We start from the raw sequence: 16014 nt of genomic DNA on the forward strand, positions 1-16014 counted from the left end.
ATATGTGCCGGATAAGAAACGGTACTGGTTGTCTATCTATTTTTTTTTGATTCCGCTTGTGGTGCTAGAACAAATGCTAGAGGACAAACTCTCAATTCGAACAAGCGAGTACCAATAACCATACCAACCGGAAAGCACCTTCATAAGATGTACTATCTTAATAGAAGGAGGAACATCACATGACAGAATTTCCGGATTTATTCGAAGACTGGTGGGCCAGCGACGAGCAAGCTCAGGCGGTTACGAGCTTGAGAGGACCTCATGGCTCGCATGGACACCGTTCGCATGGCCGCTCAGGAGGCAACCGTACGGGAGGCCGCACAGGGGGTAATCGGACTGGAGGCCGTACAGGAGGCAACCGTACGCATGGTCATACGGGAGGCAACCGGACAGGAGGGCGTACAGGAGGCAACCGTACGCATGGTCATACGGGAGGCAACCGGACTGGAGGCCGTACAGGAGGCAACCGTACGCATGGTCATACGGGAGGCAACCGGACAGGAGGCCGCACGGGGGGCAACCGTACGCATGGTCATACGGGAGGCAACCGGACTGGAGGCCATACGGGAGGCAACCGCACGCATGGTCATACGGGAGGCAACCGGACTGGAGGCCGCACAGGGGGCAACCATACGCATGGTCATACGGGAGGCAACCGGACAGGAGGCCGCACAGGAGGCAAACGTACGCATGTCCGTACGGGAGGCAACCGGACTGGAGGCCGCACAGGCGGCAACCGCACGCATGGCCGTACGGGAGGCAAATCGAAAGGCTGCTAAACATTCCGACCGCACCGCCGAATGAGGCAGAAGTAAGGCAACCGCCGTGCCGCCACACCTGCACTTCGCATAAGGTAACGTAACGAGAACAGCCTATCCCGACGGATAGGCTGTTTTCTTATAGCGAAAGGCGGAAGAATCTTATGTCGCTTCCTCATTTTCAACTAACTGTCGGTTCCGGAGCGGACCGTAAACTGCGGCAAAACGTGTGGAGCAGCCGGTTCGTACCGGCGATTCTATCGGACGGGAGCGGCAGCATCCCTATCCGAATCGGATACCGCGGCGGGCATACCCGTGAATATGCGAAGAAATCGTATGAACTCCGGATAAAGGGCAGGACCTATCATCTGAATGCGGAATACGACGATCCTTCACTGATCCGCAACGCGCTGTCGTTCCGTTTTTTCCGGATGATAGGCGTGCCGAGTCCGCATACCCGCCATGTCGTGCTGACGATCGACGGCAGAAACGAAGGCGTGTATGTGCTGATCGAGGCGGTTAAGCGGTCTTTTTTCCGGCGGAGGGGCATTCTTATGAAGTCTCTTATGTATGCGAGCAACGACCGGGCGAACTTTTCACTGAAAGATCCGGATACCCGCAAGCGCAAAAAGACCCTGTTTGCCGGATATGATCTCATTATCGGAACGGGTGGGGACCGGGAGAAGATGAAGGCGTTCATCCAGTCCCTGCATGCTCTGAAGGGAGACCGGCTGAAGGTTTTTCTGGAGAAGCACGTGGATCTCGACAATTACTTGCGATGGCTGGCCGGAGCCGTGATGACGGGGAATTATGACGGATTTGAGCACAATTACGCGATCTACGAGCACAAACCGACCGGAAAGTACCGGATGATTCCTTGGGATTATGAGGGCACCTGGGGACGCAATTGTTACGGGAAAAGAGTGAGCAGTAATCTCGTCAGGATCACGGGCTATAACGATTTGACCGAAAAAGTGCTGGAAAGCAAGGAGGCGCGGCAGCGGTATAAAGCTCTTCTGAAGCAGCTTACGGATACGGCGTTTACAAAGGAACGGATCATGCCGGTTGTGTACGAGATGCACGGACACATCGCCCGGGACGTATATAAAGACCCCGGACGCCAAAACGGCCTGTCCTTGTTCCGTTCGGAGCCTGACGTGATCGAGCGGTATATCCGGGACCGGCGGCAGGATATCCGGGAAGGAATCCGGCTGTTATAAATCAGCGGGGGAACCGCCGGTCCATGCCCGGGTCGAGGAACGGACGAGAAGTTCGGAGGGCAGCATGATTTTGCGGCTCTCCGAACCGGGGCCGTTCTCGATCCGTTCGATCAGAAGCTGCATGCCGAGGGCTCCGAACTGGTAGGCGGGCTGGGAGGCTACGGTCAGAAAAGGATTGACGGTTTCGGCCGGACCGAAATCGTCGAAGCAGACGACCGACATCTCTCCCGGCACGGACAAGCCTCTCTGGCGGAGCGCTTGAATAATTCCTACGGCGAGCAGGTTGTTGGCCGCGAAAATCGCCGTCGGCGGGGAAGGGAGCGCGAGCAGCGCCTGCAGCGAGGCTTCGTCCTGAAACTCGCGGTAATTCAGCGACACGATCAGGCTATCGTCGAGCGGCAGTCCGGCGAGCAGATGAGCTTCCCTGTAGCCGGTATACCTGAGCCGGGCCGTGGAAACATCGGGCGAACCGTTGACCAGAGCGATGCGCCGGTGCCCGAGGCCGATCAGATGCTCGACAAGTTTTCTCGCTCCTTCTTTACTGTCGCCCAAGACGACATCCGTTTCGATCCCGGGAACTTCACGGTCCAGAATCACGAACGGAATGCCGTGCTTTTGCAGCTGGCGCAGCTGATCAAGGGAAGCGTCTCCGGTAGGCGCGAACAGGACGCCGTCCACCCGGGTCGATAGGATCATTTCGACATAATCTTTTTCCTTGCCGTAATCCTCGTCGCTGTTGCCGAACAGAAGCTTGTAGCCGGACCGCTTCGCCGTGTCCTCGGCTCCCCGCGCAATCGTCGTGTAGAAAGGATTCGTAATATCCGTGATCAGCAGCGACAGCAGCTTCGTTTTTTGCAGCACGAGGCCGCGTGCCATGGAATTGGGGATATAATTCAGCTCCTCCATCACCTTGCGTACGCGCTTGCGCGTCGCCTCGCTGATTCTTCCCGAGTTATTGATAACTCTGGAAACGGTCATGGCGGAAACATTTGCCTTTTCGGCTATATCATAGATTGTAATCAATCGTTATCACCTTTTCATGCTTAAGTGAATTAATTGTATAAAAGAAAATCGTTGACAGCAAGAGAGGCAGCTGTTAATTTTGTGTTATCGGTAACTCTATTTGAATTACAGAGAGGAGACAAACGGATGCTGAAAGGAATTCCATCCATTCTTTCGCCGGAACTCCTGAAAGTGCTGATGGAAATGGGCCACGGTGACGAAATCGTCCTGGGGGACGGCAACTTTCCGGCGGCGAGCCATGCCAGACGTCTCGTCCGCTGCGACGGTCACGGCGTGCCTGAGCTGTTGGAGGCGGTTCTTGCCTTATTTCCGCTCGATACATACGGAGATCAGCCGGTTACGCTTATGGCAGTCGTTCCGGGCGATCCGGTTCAGCCGGTAATTTGGGAAACGTATGCCGAAGTGATCGGAAAGCATCTCCCTGCCGTCAAGATCGGACAGCTGGAGCGATTCGCTTTCTACGAACGGGCTAAGGAAGCTTATGCCATTGCCGCCACTAGTGAAAGCGCTTTATATGCCAACGTTATTTTAAGAAAAGGTGTAGTTACTTGATTGGTCTGAGTAAGATCCCTTTATAGACAATGGTTTATCGATAACTCTAACGAGGAGGAAGATCAAATGAACAACCGTGAACACAGATGGAGCCGTCCATTCCCGAAAATAGGTATTCGTCCGACCATCGACGGACGCCGCAAAGGGGTACGCGAATCGCTTGAGGAACAGACGATGAACATGGCCAAGGCGGCGGCCGCTCTGCTCAGCGATCATTTGCGCTATCCCGACGGAACGCCGGTGGAATGCGTCATTGCCGACACATGCATCGGCGGCGTGGCGGAAGCGGCCGCGGCTGCGGACAAATTCGCGCGGTCGGGCGTGGGCGTAACCGTCACCGTGACTCCTTGCTGGTGCTACGGAACCGAGACGATGGATATGAACGCCTCCATTCCGAATGCGATTTGGGGCTTCAACGGGACGGAGCGTCCGGGCGCCGTTTATTTGGCCGCCGTGCTTTCGGCCCATGCGCAGAAAGGGATTCCGGCGTTCGGCATTTATGGCAAGGATGTGCAGGACGCGGGCACGTCCGACATTCCGGAAGACGTGAGGGAGAAGCTGCTCCGTTTTGGAAGAGCGGCACTGGCCGTGGCGGTAATGAAAGGAACCTCTTACTTGTCCGTCGGCTCCGTGTCCATGGGAATTGCGGGTTCGATCGTCAATGAAGAACTTTTCCAGAATTATCTCGGCATGCGCAATGAATATGTGGATATGTCGGAGCTGGTCCGCCGGATGGAGGAAGAGATCTACGACAAGGAGGAGTTCGGGATCGCTCTCGCCTGGGTGAAGGACAACTGCAAGGAAGGCCCCGACAACAATCCTGCCGCCATCCAAACTTCGCGGGAACGTAAAGACAAGGATTGGGAAACCGTCGTCAAAATGTCCCTGATCGTCCGAGATCTGATGACCGGAAACCCTAAGCTGGCCGAGCTCGGTTTCGGTGAGGAAGCGATGGGGCATAACGCGATCTTGTCCGGCTTCCAGGGTCAGCGCCACTGGACGGATCATTTTCCGAACGGGGATTTCATGGAAGCGATTCTGAACAGCTCTTTTGACTGGAACGGAAGAAGGGCGCCCTATCTCGTAGCCACAGAGAACGACAGTTTAAACGGCGTTGCGATGCTGATGGGATATCTTCTGACGCATACCGCCCAAATTTTCGCGGACGTCCGGACCTACTGGAGCCCCGAATCGGTGAAGAGGGTAACGGGTTATACACTGGAAGGCGCCGCGGAGCAAGGGGTTCTTCATCTCATCAATTCCGGTCCGGCCGCACTGGACGGTACGGGGCAGCAATCCCGGGACGGTGCGCCCGCCATGAAGCCTTATTGGGAGATTACGGAGGAAGAGGTGGGCAAGTGCCTCGGCGAAACGTCCTGGCGGCCCGCGGCCGTGGAGTATTTCCGGGGAGGCGGCTACTCGTCGGACTTCCTGACGAAGGGCGGAATGCCCGTCACGATGTCCCGGATCAATCTGGTGAAGGGTCTCGGTCCCGTGCTTCAGCTTGCCGAGGGCTACACCGTCGATCTGCCGGAGCACGTGCACGACGCGCTGGATAAGCGGACCGATCCCACGTGGCCGACGACGTGGTTCGCGCCGATGCTGACAGGGGAAGGTTCTTTCCGCGACGTGTATTCCGTGATGGACAACTGGGGCTCCAATCACGGTTCCATCTCTTACGGGCACATCGGAGCCGATCTCCTCACGCTGGCATCGATGCTGAGAATTCCCGTTTCCATGCACAACGTCGATGAGAAAAATATATTCCGGCCGCGCGTATGGAGCTCTTTCGGGACCCGGGACGAAGAAGCGGCGGACTTCCGCGCATGCGCAAACTTCGGTCCGTTGTATAACTAGAAGCCGGACAGGAAGGGAGACTTTTCATGGGAGTAGAAAAGAACGGCCTTCACATGCTGGCTGTGGATTTCGGAGCGAGCAGCGGACGGACGGTCCTCGGTACTTACAACGGATCGCGCCTGGCTGTTGAGGAAATCCACCGCTTTTCCAATGATCCCGTCAGGCTTGGCGGCGGTCTTCACTGGGATTTTCTGAGGCTGTTTCACGAGATGCTGCAAGGCATCCGTGCCTGCAAGCCGTTTACGGGGGAGGCTCCCGCTTCGCTTGCCGTAGACACGTGGGGCGTGGATTACGGGCTGGTGGACGGGAGGGGCAGGCTGCTGGGTAATCCATACCACTACCGGGACTCACGAAACGAGTCCGCGATGAAGCGCGTGCTGGGCCGGATGCCGGAAGAAGAACTGTACCGGCGCACAGGCATCCAGACCCAGTCCATCAACACGCTGTTTCAGCTGGAGGCGGAAGGGGAGGGTGCATGTCTGGCCGGCGAGGATGTGCGGATGCTGTTCATGCCCGATTTGTTCCGCTATTATTTGTGCGGAGAAATTTCGGCGGAATACACCATCGCCAGCACGTCCGGCCTGCTCGACCCGCAGCTGCGCGGCTGGGATGAAGAAGTGCTTGCCCTGCTTCCGCATCCGCGGGCGATGTTCCCTCCCGTCGTGATGCCGGGTACAACCGCCGGCAGCCTGCGCGCCGCATTGGCCGAGGAGCTGCAGATGCGCAGCTTCCCGGTCGTGGCGGCAGCTTCGCATGACACGGCTTCGGCCGTAATGTCCGTCCCCGCGCAGGCCGGCGGGAGCTATGCGTTTATCAGCTGCGGCACCTGGTCGCTGATGGGGGTAGAGACGGACCGGCCCGTCATCACCGAACGGAGCCGGAAACTCGCCTTCACGAATGAAGGCGGAGCGGACGGACGCATCCGGCTGCAGAAGAACATCATGGGCCTGTGGCTTCTCCAGGAATGCCGCCGGTTCTGGGAATTGGAAGGCGAAGCGCTCACCTTCGCGGACATGCAGGCGATGGCGGCGGGAGAAGAAGCGGCGGCAGCGTACGTTGATCCGGAAGACCCCTTCTTCCTGGCGCCGGGGAACATGCCGGAGCGCATCCGCATCCGCTGTGCGCAGACCGGCCAGCCCGTTCCGCAGACGAAGGCGCAGATGATCCGCTGCATCGTGGAAAGTCTGGCGATGAAATTTTGCCAGACTCTGCACGAAATCGAGGAGCTGCTGGGCCGCAGGCTGGACGCCGTCCATATGGTCGGCGGAGGCATCCGCAACCGGCTGCTCTGCCAGCTGACGGCGAATGTCACCGGCCGGTGCGTCATCGCGGGGCCCGTCGAGGCGACCGCCGTCGGCAGCCTGCTCATGCAGGCGAAGGCCCGCGGCGAGCTGCATACCCGCGACGAAATGCGGCAGGTCGTGCTGGCCTCGTTTCCGCCGGATTTGTATTCTCCCGAGGACACCGGCCGGTGGCAGGACGCTTATGCGCGCTACAGGAAGATTACATCCCATCATCCCGAGAGGAGCGTGACCGGAAATGACTGAACGGAAAATCAGAGAAGAATTGACGAAGTACGCCGCCAAAAGCGTAGCGAAAGGTCTCGTGGTCGGCCCCGGAGGCAACATCAGCGCACGGCACGGGGATTATATGTACTTGTCACCCAGCGGATTTGCGCTGGAAGATATCGAGCCGCATCAATGGGTGCCGGTCCATATTCCTACCGGAGAAATCGGAGATACCGCTTTCCGTCCTTCATCCGAAGTGCTCATGCATCTGTTCTGCTACCGGGTGAATCCCCTGCTTCAGGCTATCGTGCATACGCATCCCGCCTACTGCATTGCCCTGACGCTCGTGGGCGACGAGCTGCCTATGCTTTTTCCGGATCAGGCGGCTCTCGTAGGAGATGTCGCGTTCATTCCTTACGTGGTGCCCACGACGGACAAACTCGCTCATCTTGTGGCGGAGAAAGCGGACCGTTACAGCTCTATGCTGCTTAAAAATCACGGTCTGGTGACCACGGGCAAAAATCTCCGGGAAGCTTACTACCGGACCGAAGTGATGGAAGAGAGCGTGAAAATTTATATGATCGCCAAATCGGTCGGAGAGCCCAGAAGGCTGACGGAAGAGGAATACAAAGAGATTCAGGGGCTGGAAAGCGAAGCTTACCGGGTTCAGCTGCTTCAAAATATGAAAGAGTAGCTTCGGAGACAGGCCGCTGTTCGGCTATTGTCCGGACGCTGTCCGGCTTTTTGCCGGATGGCGGTCCCCGGATGGCTTTAGGCTCAGTGCCGCCGGCTGATACATGCAAAGCGCGGGCAGCCTGTTCGGCGCATCGAAATCAATCGTGCAAAAAGCGGGCAGCCGCTTGAACGCACCTCCATTTAGCGGATACCGGAAACCACCCCGTGTGTATACCGGTCGCTGCGATTGGCGGTGCATTTTTACGTAAATAAATGAAAGTCCTTCATAAGGCGGATGAAGAAAACGCGGGAACGCGCTATGATGGGGAGAGAAGAGCGTTTATAAACAAGGAGGCGGGACGCATGATTTTTTCCGAGCTGGAACCCTTTCTGGACAAAAAAAGACGGGAGCTTCTGGCGGCGCTGGACGCTTTCGGGCCGGAAGAACGGCACCTAAGCGAGTATGAAGGCGGCTGGAACCCGGCCCAGATCATCGAGCACCTGAGCATCGTGGAAGAGCAGGTCATCGCCGAAATCGGTAGGCTGCTGAGTGGCGAAGCTGTCCGTCCATCCGAGCCTGAGGACCGGAAGCTCGTGGACGTCATGGCGCTGTTCGAGCAAAAAGGGCTTCTCGGCACGCCAAAAACATCTCCGCCGTCCGCATTTCCTACCGGAAAAGTGGCGTATGAAGACGGGCTGGACCGGCTTGCGGAGGTTCGCGGCAGGCTAAAAGCGCTTTTGCCGCTATTGGCCGCAAGAGAGACGAACAGTCTGGTGTCCCGGCATCCACTCGGGGTGGAGCTGAATGCCTGCCAGTGGCTGCAGTTTAGCGCGGTCCACGAGTGGGGGCATATCCATCAGTTGAAACGGATCCGAGGGGTACATTCGGATTAACGGATAAGCGATGCCGGACGAGGGGACGGAGAGCGGGCTTCTGCGATTCCGTTCATCCAGAAACGAATGTATCCGTATGCCATCCTCGCATCGAAACATCCAGCCATTGAAATCGAACCATCGAAACCATCCAACCATCCAACCATTGCAACATCTTACTTACCTCAGTGTTTCCACAGTTTTATACTGCCGCCGGCCATTGCCAAATCGGGATAACCGGGTACCCGGATGCACCATACACGGATAGACGGGTTACCGGTATCAGGGTAAACGGATACCCCGAACTAAGGTGACAAATATGCGGACCAACGGATACCCGGAACTGAGGTGCACGAATACACGGACAAACGGATACCCCCGAACTGGGGCGCACGAATACACGTACGCCCGAACGGCAAAAAAACCGCTCCTTCGCCATGAAAGGAGCGGTTTTTTCATTCTGTAAGGCATCAGCCTTGAAGATAGACGGGAGTTTCGTACACGGCTTCTTTCTCCAGAAGAAGCTGGAAAGACTGCTCTTTCCCGTCCACGGAAGGACCGATGGAATAAATATGACCCGATGAGTTCCGCTGGGCCGTGACTTTGCCGGCGGATTTGGTGGATCGACGACGCTTTAATCCGCTGTTCGATCTGTTTCTGACCGGTTTCATCTTATTCCCCTCCCAATAAATCGTTTACCGAACTGATCAATTGTCCGTTCAGGACGGTTATCTTATTCAACTGCTCCGAGCTTAATGTATCCTGACCGATCATATGCACGGTCAGCACAACCTTCTTAGCTAAAGGATAACATATCAAATATTCATTTTCAATGGAAGAGGAGTGCAGATTCATCGTGACTCTGTTGTTCAAATGAGCGTCCACCACAAGGATGCGCTTGTCTCCGGGACCCAGATTTTCATTGGCCGTCAGGGGATAAATCCGGTTCATCATGCCGATGTTGGAGGTGCCTGCCACCTGCTTGATCCACTCGTCCTGCTCCGCGATGTGAATCGTGACGCCTTTAACCGTAAACTGGGGCGGACACGTGTAGGAGATCCGGATTCCTTCGCTCAGCGTCTGGAGGAAATCTTCTTCCTCCGGTTTGAAAGCAGCCCCTTTTAACAGGGTACGAAAAAGACGAAGAATGCGTGCGAGCTGGGAGACTGACGGCTGCTCCGACAGGCAGCCCAATTCGCGCATTTTTCTTTTTACGGTGCTGCAGGCCGCGGCCGTTGCTTGAACCCACTCATCGGGTTCGGTACGGATTTCGAACGTCAGGGCATTGACCCCGAACAAGTCCGAGGGGGTCCGCAGCCCGCCCACAGCCGTTTCGTTAACGCTTTCAGGAATATGATCCGGCAGAAGGAAGAAGACGCGTTCCCTGCCCAGGCGGCTCATAAAAAGCCCCATTTCGAAAATCGTATTGTCTCTGGCCGAAGCATACTGCTTGCCGCGGATTTGAACGACGTCGTCCGTCGATAGAATGAAAAGAGCGAAATCGTTGCTTTGCACCTGTTTATCCAAATCTTCCATGGTGTACCGCCCGGGGTTGAAAGCACCGGCAAACCAGGGGTTTACCTGCGCGACGGGGGAGAGGTTTTCCAATACACCTTCCGCGATAGGAATCGCTTCTCTGGAAGAACCGATAAACACTTTCGGTTTCCGTTGTTGGTTCATACGTACTCCTTTTTACCAAAAAAGTCGCCTGCTTCTTTAAAAATAGCGCACGGGAGTTCATTTGTCCATGCGGCAGAAGTAGGACGAGGTCCAGGAGGAGCAGCGGGAGACGATCCGCCTATGCCTATGCCTAAGCCGATTATTTGCGCTGATACGACCTTTTATGAAAGTCGGTGATGCACTCAAAAAGAAGCCGGCCGTCGGCGGGGAGCTTTCCTTCGGGGCTTAAATTCACATACATCGCCTGGTAGCTCTCCGGCACCCAGCTGTATTCGTGAACGTAGTCCGTCAAATGAAACCCGCAGGCTTCCCAGAAACGCCGCCGGCTCCGGTGGCCGGGCCCATCGCCCGCCTCCGCTTCGATCAGCATGCCGCTGAGGCCGCGCTCCTCGCGGGTCCAATTTTTAAGCTCTTCTATAAAATGCCGTCCGGTGCCCTGCCCCCGGCACTCCTGACGGACCGCGATGTAGTCGATCAGAAGCGCCCCGACCGACGGGAGCTCTCCGGTAATCGCCATAGCGGCGGTCTTACCTCGGGTAATGCCGAGATGAAGGAAGCAGAGCTTCCTTTCGAACATCTGACGGATGATCGGGATGGGCTTCCTTCCGTGATCGGGGAAAGCCTCGTTGTACAGGGGCTCCGCTTCCCGCCAAAGCTCTTCGTTCCACTGTGTGGTCGTGATGATGTTCATGTGTCAGGAGTACCTCCGGTCCGGAAATATAGAAACTCTCGGCGTGCTGAATGAGAAGGACAGAACAACATAAGGAAGCCGGTAAAGAAGGCGAGTCTGTTTGAGAAACAAAAAGAAAGAGCGCCGCCTCCCGAAAGGGGAGGCACTCTTTCTTAGTTTAAGCGAAAACGGATTCGTTCAAACGAAACAGGAGGATTTCAAACGCCGGATAAGAGAACAGGCGTCAGTTAAAAGACCTGCCGTTCCGACGATCCGCCGGGAAATCGGGCGTCTTACCCCCAGGCGGATACTCCCTGTTTTTCAAGTTCCTTGACGATCTCCTCGCAGAGGCGGTGGGTTTCGAGCGCATCCCGCGTTGACTGTACGGGCTGTCTGCCCTCTTTTACCGTCCGGATAAAATGATCGATGACGGCATGGAAACCACGGCGGTGCAGGACGGGGTCCCAATCGTTGAATTTGTAATGCTGCTCGCCGCCGTCCGCCAGCTCTACAGCGGTATTGAGATCTTTCACCGACCATTTGCGGCCGCCGCCGATCACTTCCACGGTTTCTTCGCTGCTGCCGCTGTCCCGGTTCATGATACCGACGGCCGTATAGCCGTCGCCGCTGAGCTGGAGCATCACATGGTACAGTTTGCCGTCCTGCTGATGGGAGGTGACGTTAACTTCCCGGACGTCTCCCGGCACCAGGTAGCGGAGCGTATCGACGACATGAATAAAATCGTCGAGGATGAACCGGCGCGCAAAATCGGGGGAGTGGGGACGGTTTTTTTGCATCAGAATCAGGTTCGGTGACGATTTTTCTTTAACGGAGACGTAGAGGGGGGCGAAGCGCCGGTTGAAGCCGACCATCAGAATAAGGCCCTTTTCTTCGGCAAGCTCCGTAAGCTCCAACGACTCCTCGTATGTATAGGCGATAGGCTTGTCCACATAAACGTGAACGCCGTTTTGCAGAAGCTGCTTCGTTATCTCCGCATGGGATTCCGTGGATGAATGGACGAATGCCGCGCGGATGCCCCGGCTGATCAGCTCGCCGACCTCCGTGACGGTTTCGCTTATCCGGTAAGTGGAAGCAAGCTGCTCCAGGGTGGCGGTATTCCGCGTGCAGAAAATAAGCTCCACATCGTTTCTTGCGGTAATCACCGGCAAATAAGCTTTGCGGGCGATATCGCCTAGCCCGATAATACCAATGCGCATAAAGTCTCCTCCTCGTAGGTTCTCTTTCCATTATAGCGGAACTCCGCAGCTCTTTCCCGCAAAAAAGAAAACCCCGGGCCGGTCTCCTTGACGGAGACGGTCCGGGGTTTTCTCGGCGGCGCTTCGGTCCGCTTCAGTCAGGTCTGTCATGCGCCTTCCTGGAAGCCGCTTAACGCGCGGAAAGAACGAGTTCCTCGCATTTGTCCGAGCAGCAGCCGCTGTGCTCTTCTTCGCATTCCGGGCAGCAGATGTGCTGGAGATGACAGAAGTCGTTCGCGCAGTTGATGAACGTGTCGGCAGGCTTGCCGCAGTGATGGCATTTGCCCACGATAATATCTTCATCGGTATGATTGATCGGTACCGAAATGCGCTCGTCGAAGACGTAACATTTGCCGTCGAAAAGTCTTCCTTTCACTTCCGGGTCCTGCCCGTAAGTAACGATGCCGCCTTCGAGCTGCGCGACATCTTTGAAGCCTTCCTTGATCAGGAAGCCGGTCAGCTTCTCGCAGCGGATTCCGCCCGTACAGTACGTAAGGATCGGTTTGTCCTTAAGATCGGCCATGTTCTCCCGGATCCAGTCGGGGAACTCGCGGAACGCTTCCACATCGGGACGGATCGCGTTGCGGAAGTGGCCCAAGTCGTACTCATAGTTGCTGCGGCCGTCGAGGACGATGACGTCTTCGTTTTGGAGCTGCTCGTGGAACTCGGCCGGAGACAATCTTTTTCCGCTGATCACGTTAGGGTCCAGCTCTTCCTCGTAACGGAAGGTGACCAGTTCTTTTTTGTAGCGGACGAACATTTTTCTGAAAGCATGCTCATCGGACGGATCGGTTTTGAACACCATATCGGCAAAAAGAGGGTTGGCATGCATATCCGCCATATACTGCTCCGTCTGCTCGACCGTACCGGACACAGTCCCGTTGATGCCTTCGGCGGCAATCAGAATGCGGCCTTTCAGACCGAGATTTTTGCAGTATTTCCGGTGCTCGGCGGCGAATTCTTCGGGATTTGCAATCGGGACGAATTTATAGTAAAGCAAAATGCGATAAGGCTGCTGCGTATCGTTCATGGTAAATACCACCTGTCTAATCTGAAGTTTTAAGAAGAAAAGGCTGCGTTCAATCAACAACGGTAGAAAAGGGAGCGCCCTTTCCTACCGTTGTTGAGGAGTAACTTGAGGATTCATGCATCTATTATAGAAGATATTCCCGACTTAGTAAACCTGTATGTTTCCTAAATGGAAGTGGAAAGTGATAGGATATTTTGCCGTGTGCAAAAATAAAGCTTCTATTATTAGTTATGTGCAAAATACTGCCGACATAAACGGCAAAAGTGGCTGAGAAGAGGCCCCAAAGGAAAGAACGAAAGACTGCCAAAGTATGACCAAGCAGCAAGCACTCAGGACCAGACACCGAGAGCAAACACCGAGAGCAAACACTAGACACCAAAGACCAGACACCAAAGACCAGACACCAAAGACCAGACACCTAAAGCAAACACGCGGCTTCCAGCACAAAAACACAAACCGGAGAACAGTTTTTCCTGTTCCCCGTTTTACTTAGCACTCGCGTCCGTCCATCTTAATAGCCGTCCGTTTTACGGCCGGATTGTTCCGCTTTATCCGCGCCTTCCCGGTTTTCGACGGTTCCCATATGCTCGGACGAGGCAGCAGCCTTGCTCAACTCCTCCGCTACGCGGCGCCCGTATTCCGCATCCGCCTGGGTGAAATATTCTACCATTTTGTCCCGGATGACGGGTCTACAGATCTTGAGATTGTTGACGAGATTGGAGATCAGCTCGTCTTTTTCCCACTGCTCAAACTTCCGGTACGTGTCTCCGGCCTGTCCGAAATCGTTCGGCCGGTCGATTTTCTCACGGACCAGCTTGGCATTGTAAGCGGGTTCGTGTTCCCGGCCGCGGGGCGGCGCTTCCTGGAGTCCGCCGAGCGAAGAAGGCTCGTAGTTGACATGAGGGTTTTGTCCGGACGCCCGGTCCACGAAGTATGTCATCTGACCGTCACGCTGGTTCGTTGCGACATGCTTCTTCGGAGCGTTGACCGGCAGCTGCAGGTAGTTGGTCCCGACCCGGTGGCGCTGCGTATCCGAGTAGGAGAAAGTGCGCCCCTGGAGGAGCTTGTCGTCGGAGAAGTCCAGCCCGTCCACGAGGACGCCCGTACCGAAGGCGGCTTGTTCAACTTCCGCGAAGTAGTTCTCGGGGTTTTTGTTCAAGACCATTTTGCCGACCGGCAGAAACGGGAACTTCTCGTGATCCCACAGCTTGGTCGGATCAAGCGGATCGAAATCGAGCTCGGGATGCTCGTCATCGCTCAGAATTTGAACGCTGAGCTCCCATTCGGGGTAGTCGCCGCGTTCGATCGCTTCGTACAGATCCTGGGTAGCGTGGCTGTAGTTTTTACCCTGGATTTCATTCGCTTCGTTCTGGGTAAGGTTGCGGATGCCGTTATTGATCGGTTCCCAGTGGTACTTGATCAGCACACCCTCGCCGTCCGCATTGACCCATTTGTACGTATTGACGCCGGAGCCCTGCATTTCCCTGTAGTTGGCGGGAATCCCCCAAGGCGAGAACAGGAACGTAACCATATGTGTCGCTTCCGGGGAGTTGGAGAGGAAGTCGAACATTCTCTCCATATTTTGAATACCGGAAACCGGGTCCGGGCGGAAAGCGTGAACCATGTCCGGGAATTTGAGCGGGTCGCGGATAAAAAAGATTTTCAGGTTGTTGCCGACGAGGTCCCAGTTTCCGTCTTCCGTATAAAATTTGACGGCAAAGCCGCGCGGATCCCGAAGTGTTTCGGGTGAATGAACGCCGTGAACGACAGTCGAAAAACGGACAAATACCGGCGTTTGTTTACCGGCTTTCTGAAAAAGCTTGGCACGGGTATACTTGGCGACGGGTTCTTCGCCGACTTTACCGTACGCTTCAAAATAACCGTGCGCGCCGGCGCCGCGGGCATGTACAACACGCTCGGGAATTTTCTCGCGGTCGAAATGGGAAATTTTTTCGAGAAAATGGTAATTTTCTAATGTAGAAGGACCGCGGTTTCCGACCGTGCGGATATTCTGATTATCGGTAATCGGATGACCCTGCCGGTTGGTCAGCGTCATTTCCTGTTCGCCTTCGGCGAGCCTTCGATCGGCGGGGCCGCCGACTCCCGTGACAGCCGTGCCGTTGTTGATTTCGTCATTCATGTGAAGTTCCTCCTGCTTTGTTAGGCTGTTTCCATTATTTTCAGAGACGGCCGAAACTATGCATAATGCGGTTTAGTGCCGAAACAAACCCGAAACGGCAAACCAAAGAGCAACCGGAAACAGTAAATTGAAACAGTAAACTAGAAGGGGGCCGAAGCAGGAATTGAAACGGCAGACAACAACAAACCGTGCCAATGGTGCGCTAACAGTGAGGAATTAGGCTGCGAATGGAAAGGAGAATGCTTCCTTGGTTTTGCCGGCAGAATATGGAGCTTGATTTCATAAAGTTACAGGAAAAAAGTGCGGTAATCTTTGGAAATACCTACTATAATAAAAGCAAGGGTCCGAACGTTCAGGAAAAACAGTTTTTTGCAGCTGAAATGTAAGCGGTCCCACGCTAGGGATACTGAAAGAGTTTAAAGCGGTCAGGGAACAAACTTGCCGGTGATAAGGAATAGAGCGTTTCCAAAGAGAAAGAGAGCGGCTTTTCCGGTGGAGTAAATAAGAAAATTATCCCGTTAAAAGGATGAATACTCAGTCTGATACGTCTGATAGTAAATTTTTTTTAAATAACTGTGACTTTTGCCCTATTTTTTTGTTGTAAAAAAGAGGAGAAGGACCTAGTGCGTCGAAATTATTAACTAATGAATCTTTAGTTGAATAACTCGATAAAGGCAAACTATCGCGAAAGCATAGGACGCAAAGCCACGGGTCTAAAGCGCAGCTAGACAGCCGGGTTACCGAAGTTGGATGAGTGGAAGTGGAGGCTGCT

Annotated in this window: 14 protein-coding genes and 1 riboswitch; of the genes, 7 read left to right on the forward strand and 7 right to left on the reverse strand. The window is 55.1% G+C overall.

The genetic code is table 11. The features are described from left to right. The first annotated feature begins 261 nt into the window (after positions 1–261). A complete protein-coding gene (locus ABC395_RS06850; protein ID WP_413001771.1) occupies positions 262–804 on the forward strand; it encodes a hypothetical protein in 543 nt (180 codons plus the stop codon). 118 nt (positions 805–922) lie between these two features. Beyond that, positions 923–1978 carry a CotH kinase family protein gene (locus ABC395_RS06855; RefSeq protein WP_413001773.1) on the forward strand — a complete coding sequence of 352 codons (1056 nt, stop codon included), beginning with the start codon at positions 923–925 and terminating at the stop codon, positions 1976–1978. On the opposite strand, the gene ABC395_RS06860 is transcribed toward ABC395_RS06855, so the two are convergent. Then, the gene (locus ABC395_RS06860; protein WP_413001775.1) at positions 1973–3001 is read right to left on the reverse strand and encodes a LacI family DNA-binding transcriptional regulator; all 1029 of its coding nucleotides are present in this window, start codon (positions 2999–3001) and stop codon (positions 1973–1975) included. The two genes, ABC395_RS06855 and ABC395_RS06860, sit on opposite strands and share 6 nt — an antisense overlap. Positions 3002–3127: 126 nt before the next feature. Here ABC395_RS06860 and fucU point away from each other — a divergent pair, with 126 nt between their 5' ends. From fucU to ABC395_RS06885, 5 genes are all read left to right on the forward strand, one after another. Continuing rightward, on the forward strand, positions 3128–3553 hold the full coding sequence (fucU, locus tag ABC395_RS06865) for an L-fucose mutarotase (RefSeq protein ID WP_413001777.1): 426 nt from the start codon (positions 3128–3130) through the stop codon (positions 3551–3553). Positions 3554–3619: 66 nt separating this feature from the next. Next, positions 3620–5410: an L-fucose isomerase gene (locus tag ABC395_RS06870; protein WP_413001779.1), complete on the forward strand. Its 1791-nt coding sequence runs from the start codon at positions 3620–3622 to the stop codon at positions 5408–5410. A 26-nt stretch (positions 5411–5436) separates the two neighbouring features. After that, positions 5437–6957: a rhamnulokinase gene (locus ABC395_RS06875; RefSeq protein WP_413001781.1), complete on the forward strand. Its 1521-nt coding sequence runs from the start codon at positions 5437–5439 to the stop codon at positions 6955–6957. Then, positions 6950–7612: a class II aldolase/adducin family protein gene (locus tag ABC395_RS06880; RefSeq protein WP_413001783.1), complete on the forward strand. Its 663-nt coding sequence runs from the start codon at positions 6950–6952 to the stop codon at positions 7610–7612. Before ABC395_RS06875 ends, ABC395_RS06880 begins: the two co-directional genes overlap by 8 nt. A 344-nt stretch (positions 7613–7956) precedes the next feature. Beyond that, the gene (locus ABC395_RS06885; protein WP_413001785.1) at positions 7957–8487 is read left to right on the forward strand and encodes a DinB family protein; all 531 of its coding nucleotides are present in this window, start codon (positions 7957–7959) and stop codon (positions 8485–8487) included. A gap of 449 nt (positions 8488–8936) precedes the next feature. On the opposite strand, the gene ABC395_RS06890 is transcribed toward ABC395_RS06885, so the two are convergent. The 6 genes from ABC395_RS06890 to ABC395_RS06915 all read right to left on the reverse strand — a co-directional run bounded on the left by ABC395_RS06890 (position 8937) and on the right by ABC395_RS06915 (position 15158). After that, a complete protein-coding gene (locus ABC395_RS06890) occupies positions 8937–9137 on the reverse strand; it encodes a hypothetical protein (protein ID WP_413001787.1) in 201 nt (66 codons plus the stop codon). Position 9138: 1 nt separating this feature from the next. Then, a complete protein-coding gene (locus ABC395_RS06895; protein WP_413001789.1) occupies positions 9139–10146 on the reverse strand; it encodes a TIR domain-containing protein in 1008 nt (335 codons plus the stop codon). 139 nt (positions 10147–10285) lie between these two features. After that, on the reverse strand, positions 10286–10837 hold the full coding sequence (locus ABC395_RS06900; protein ID WP_413001791.1) for a GNAT family N-acetyltransferase: 552 nt from the start codon (positions 10835–10837) through the stop codon (positions 10286–10288). A 272-nt stretch (positions 10838–11109) separates the two neighbouring features. Then, entirely contained in the window at positions 11110–12033 is a 924-nt protein-coding gene (locus tag ABC395_RS06905; RefSeq protein WP_413001793.1) for a Gfo/Idh/MocA family protein, read from the reverse strand. A gap of 169 nt (positions 12034–12202) precedes the next feature. After that, positions 12203–13102 carry an oxygen-dependent tRNA uridine(34) hydroxylase TrhO gene (trhO, locus tag ABC395_RS06910; protein ID WP_413001795.1) on the reverse strand — a complete coding sequence of 300 codons (900 nt, stop codon included), beginning with the start codon at positions 13100–13102 and terminating at the stop codon, positions 12203–12205. A gap of 511 nt (positions 13103–13613) precedes the next feature. Beyond that, on the reverse strand, positions 13614–15158 hold the full coding sequence (locus ABC395_RS06915) for a catalase (RefSeq protein WP_413006695.1): 1545 nt from the start codon (positions 15156–15158) through the stop codon (positions 13614–13616). A gap of 747 nt (positions 15159–15905) precedes the next feature. Beyond that, a riboswitch (cyclic di-GMP riboswitch) is annotated at positions 15906–15987 on the forward strand. Positions 15988–16014: the final 27 nt, after the last annotated feature.

Origin of the sequence: Paenibacillus canaveralius (assembly GCF_047238265.1) — a bacterium.
Lineage (GTDB): Bacteria > Bacillota > Bacilli > Paenibacillales > NBRC-103111 > Paenibacillus_F.

Bases quoted from the DNA above. Each gene is read 5' to 3' on its own strand.
- ABC395_RS06850 (WP_413001771.1), top strand. From the start codon at position 262: ATGGCTCGCATGGACACCGTTCGCATGGCCGCTCAGGAGGCAACCGTA.
- ABC395_RS06855 (WP_413001773.1), top strand. From the start codon at position 923: ATGTCGCTTCCTCATTTTCAACTAACTGTCGGTTCCGGAGCGGACCGT.
- fucU (WP_413001777.1), top strand. From the start codon at position 3,128: ATGCTGAAAGGAATTCCATCCATTCTTTCGCCGGAACTCCTGAAAGTG.
- ABC395_RS06870 (WP_413001779.1), top strand. From the start codon at position 3,620: ATGAACAACCGTGAACACAGATGGAGCCGTCCATTCCCGAAAATAGGT.
- ABC395_RS06875 (WP_413001781.1), top strand. From the start codon at position 5,437: ATGGGAGTAGAAAAGAACGGCCTTCACATGCTGGCTGTGGATTTCGGA.
- ABC395_RS06880 (WP_413001783.1), top strand. From the start codon at position 6,950: ATGACTGAACGGAAAATCAGAGAAGAATTGACGAAGTACGCCGCCAAA.
- ABC395_RS06885 (WP_413001785.1), top strand. From the start codon at position 7,957: ATGATTTTTTCCGAGCTGGAACCCTTTCTGGACAAAAAAAGACGGGAG.
- ABC395_RS06890 (WP_413001787.1), bottom strand. From the start codon at position 9,137: ATGAAACCGGTCAGAAACAGATCGAACAGCGGATTAAAGCGTCGTCGA.
- ABC395_RS06895 (WP_413001789.1), bottom strand. From the start codon at position 10,146: ATGAACCAACAACGGAAACCGAAAGTGTTTATCGGTTCTTCCAGAGAA.
- ABC395_RS06900 (WP_413001791.1), bottom strand. From the start codon at position 10,837: ATGAACATCATCACGACCACACAGTGGAACGAAGAGCTTTGGCGGGAA.
- ABC395_RS06905 (WP_413001793.1), bottom strand. From the start codon at position 12,033: ATGCGCATTGGTATTATCGGGCTAGGCGATATCGCCCGCAAAGCTTAT.
- trhO (WP_413001795.1), bottom strand. From the start codon at position 13,102: ATGAACGATACGCAGCAGCCTTATCGCATTTTGCTTTACTATAAATTC.
- ABC395_RS06915 (WP_413006695.1), bottom strand. From the start codon at position 15,158: ATGACGCTGACCAACCGGCAGGGTCATCCGATTACCGATAATCAGAAT.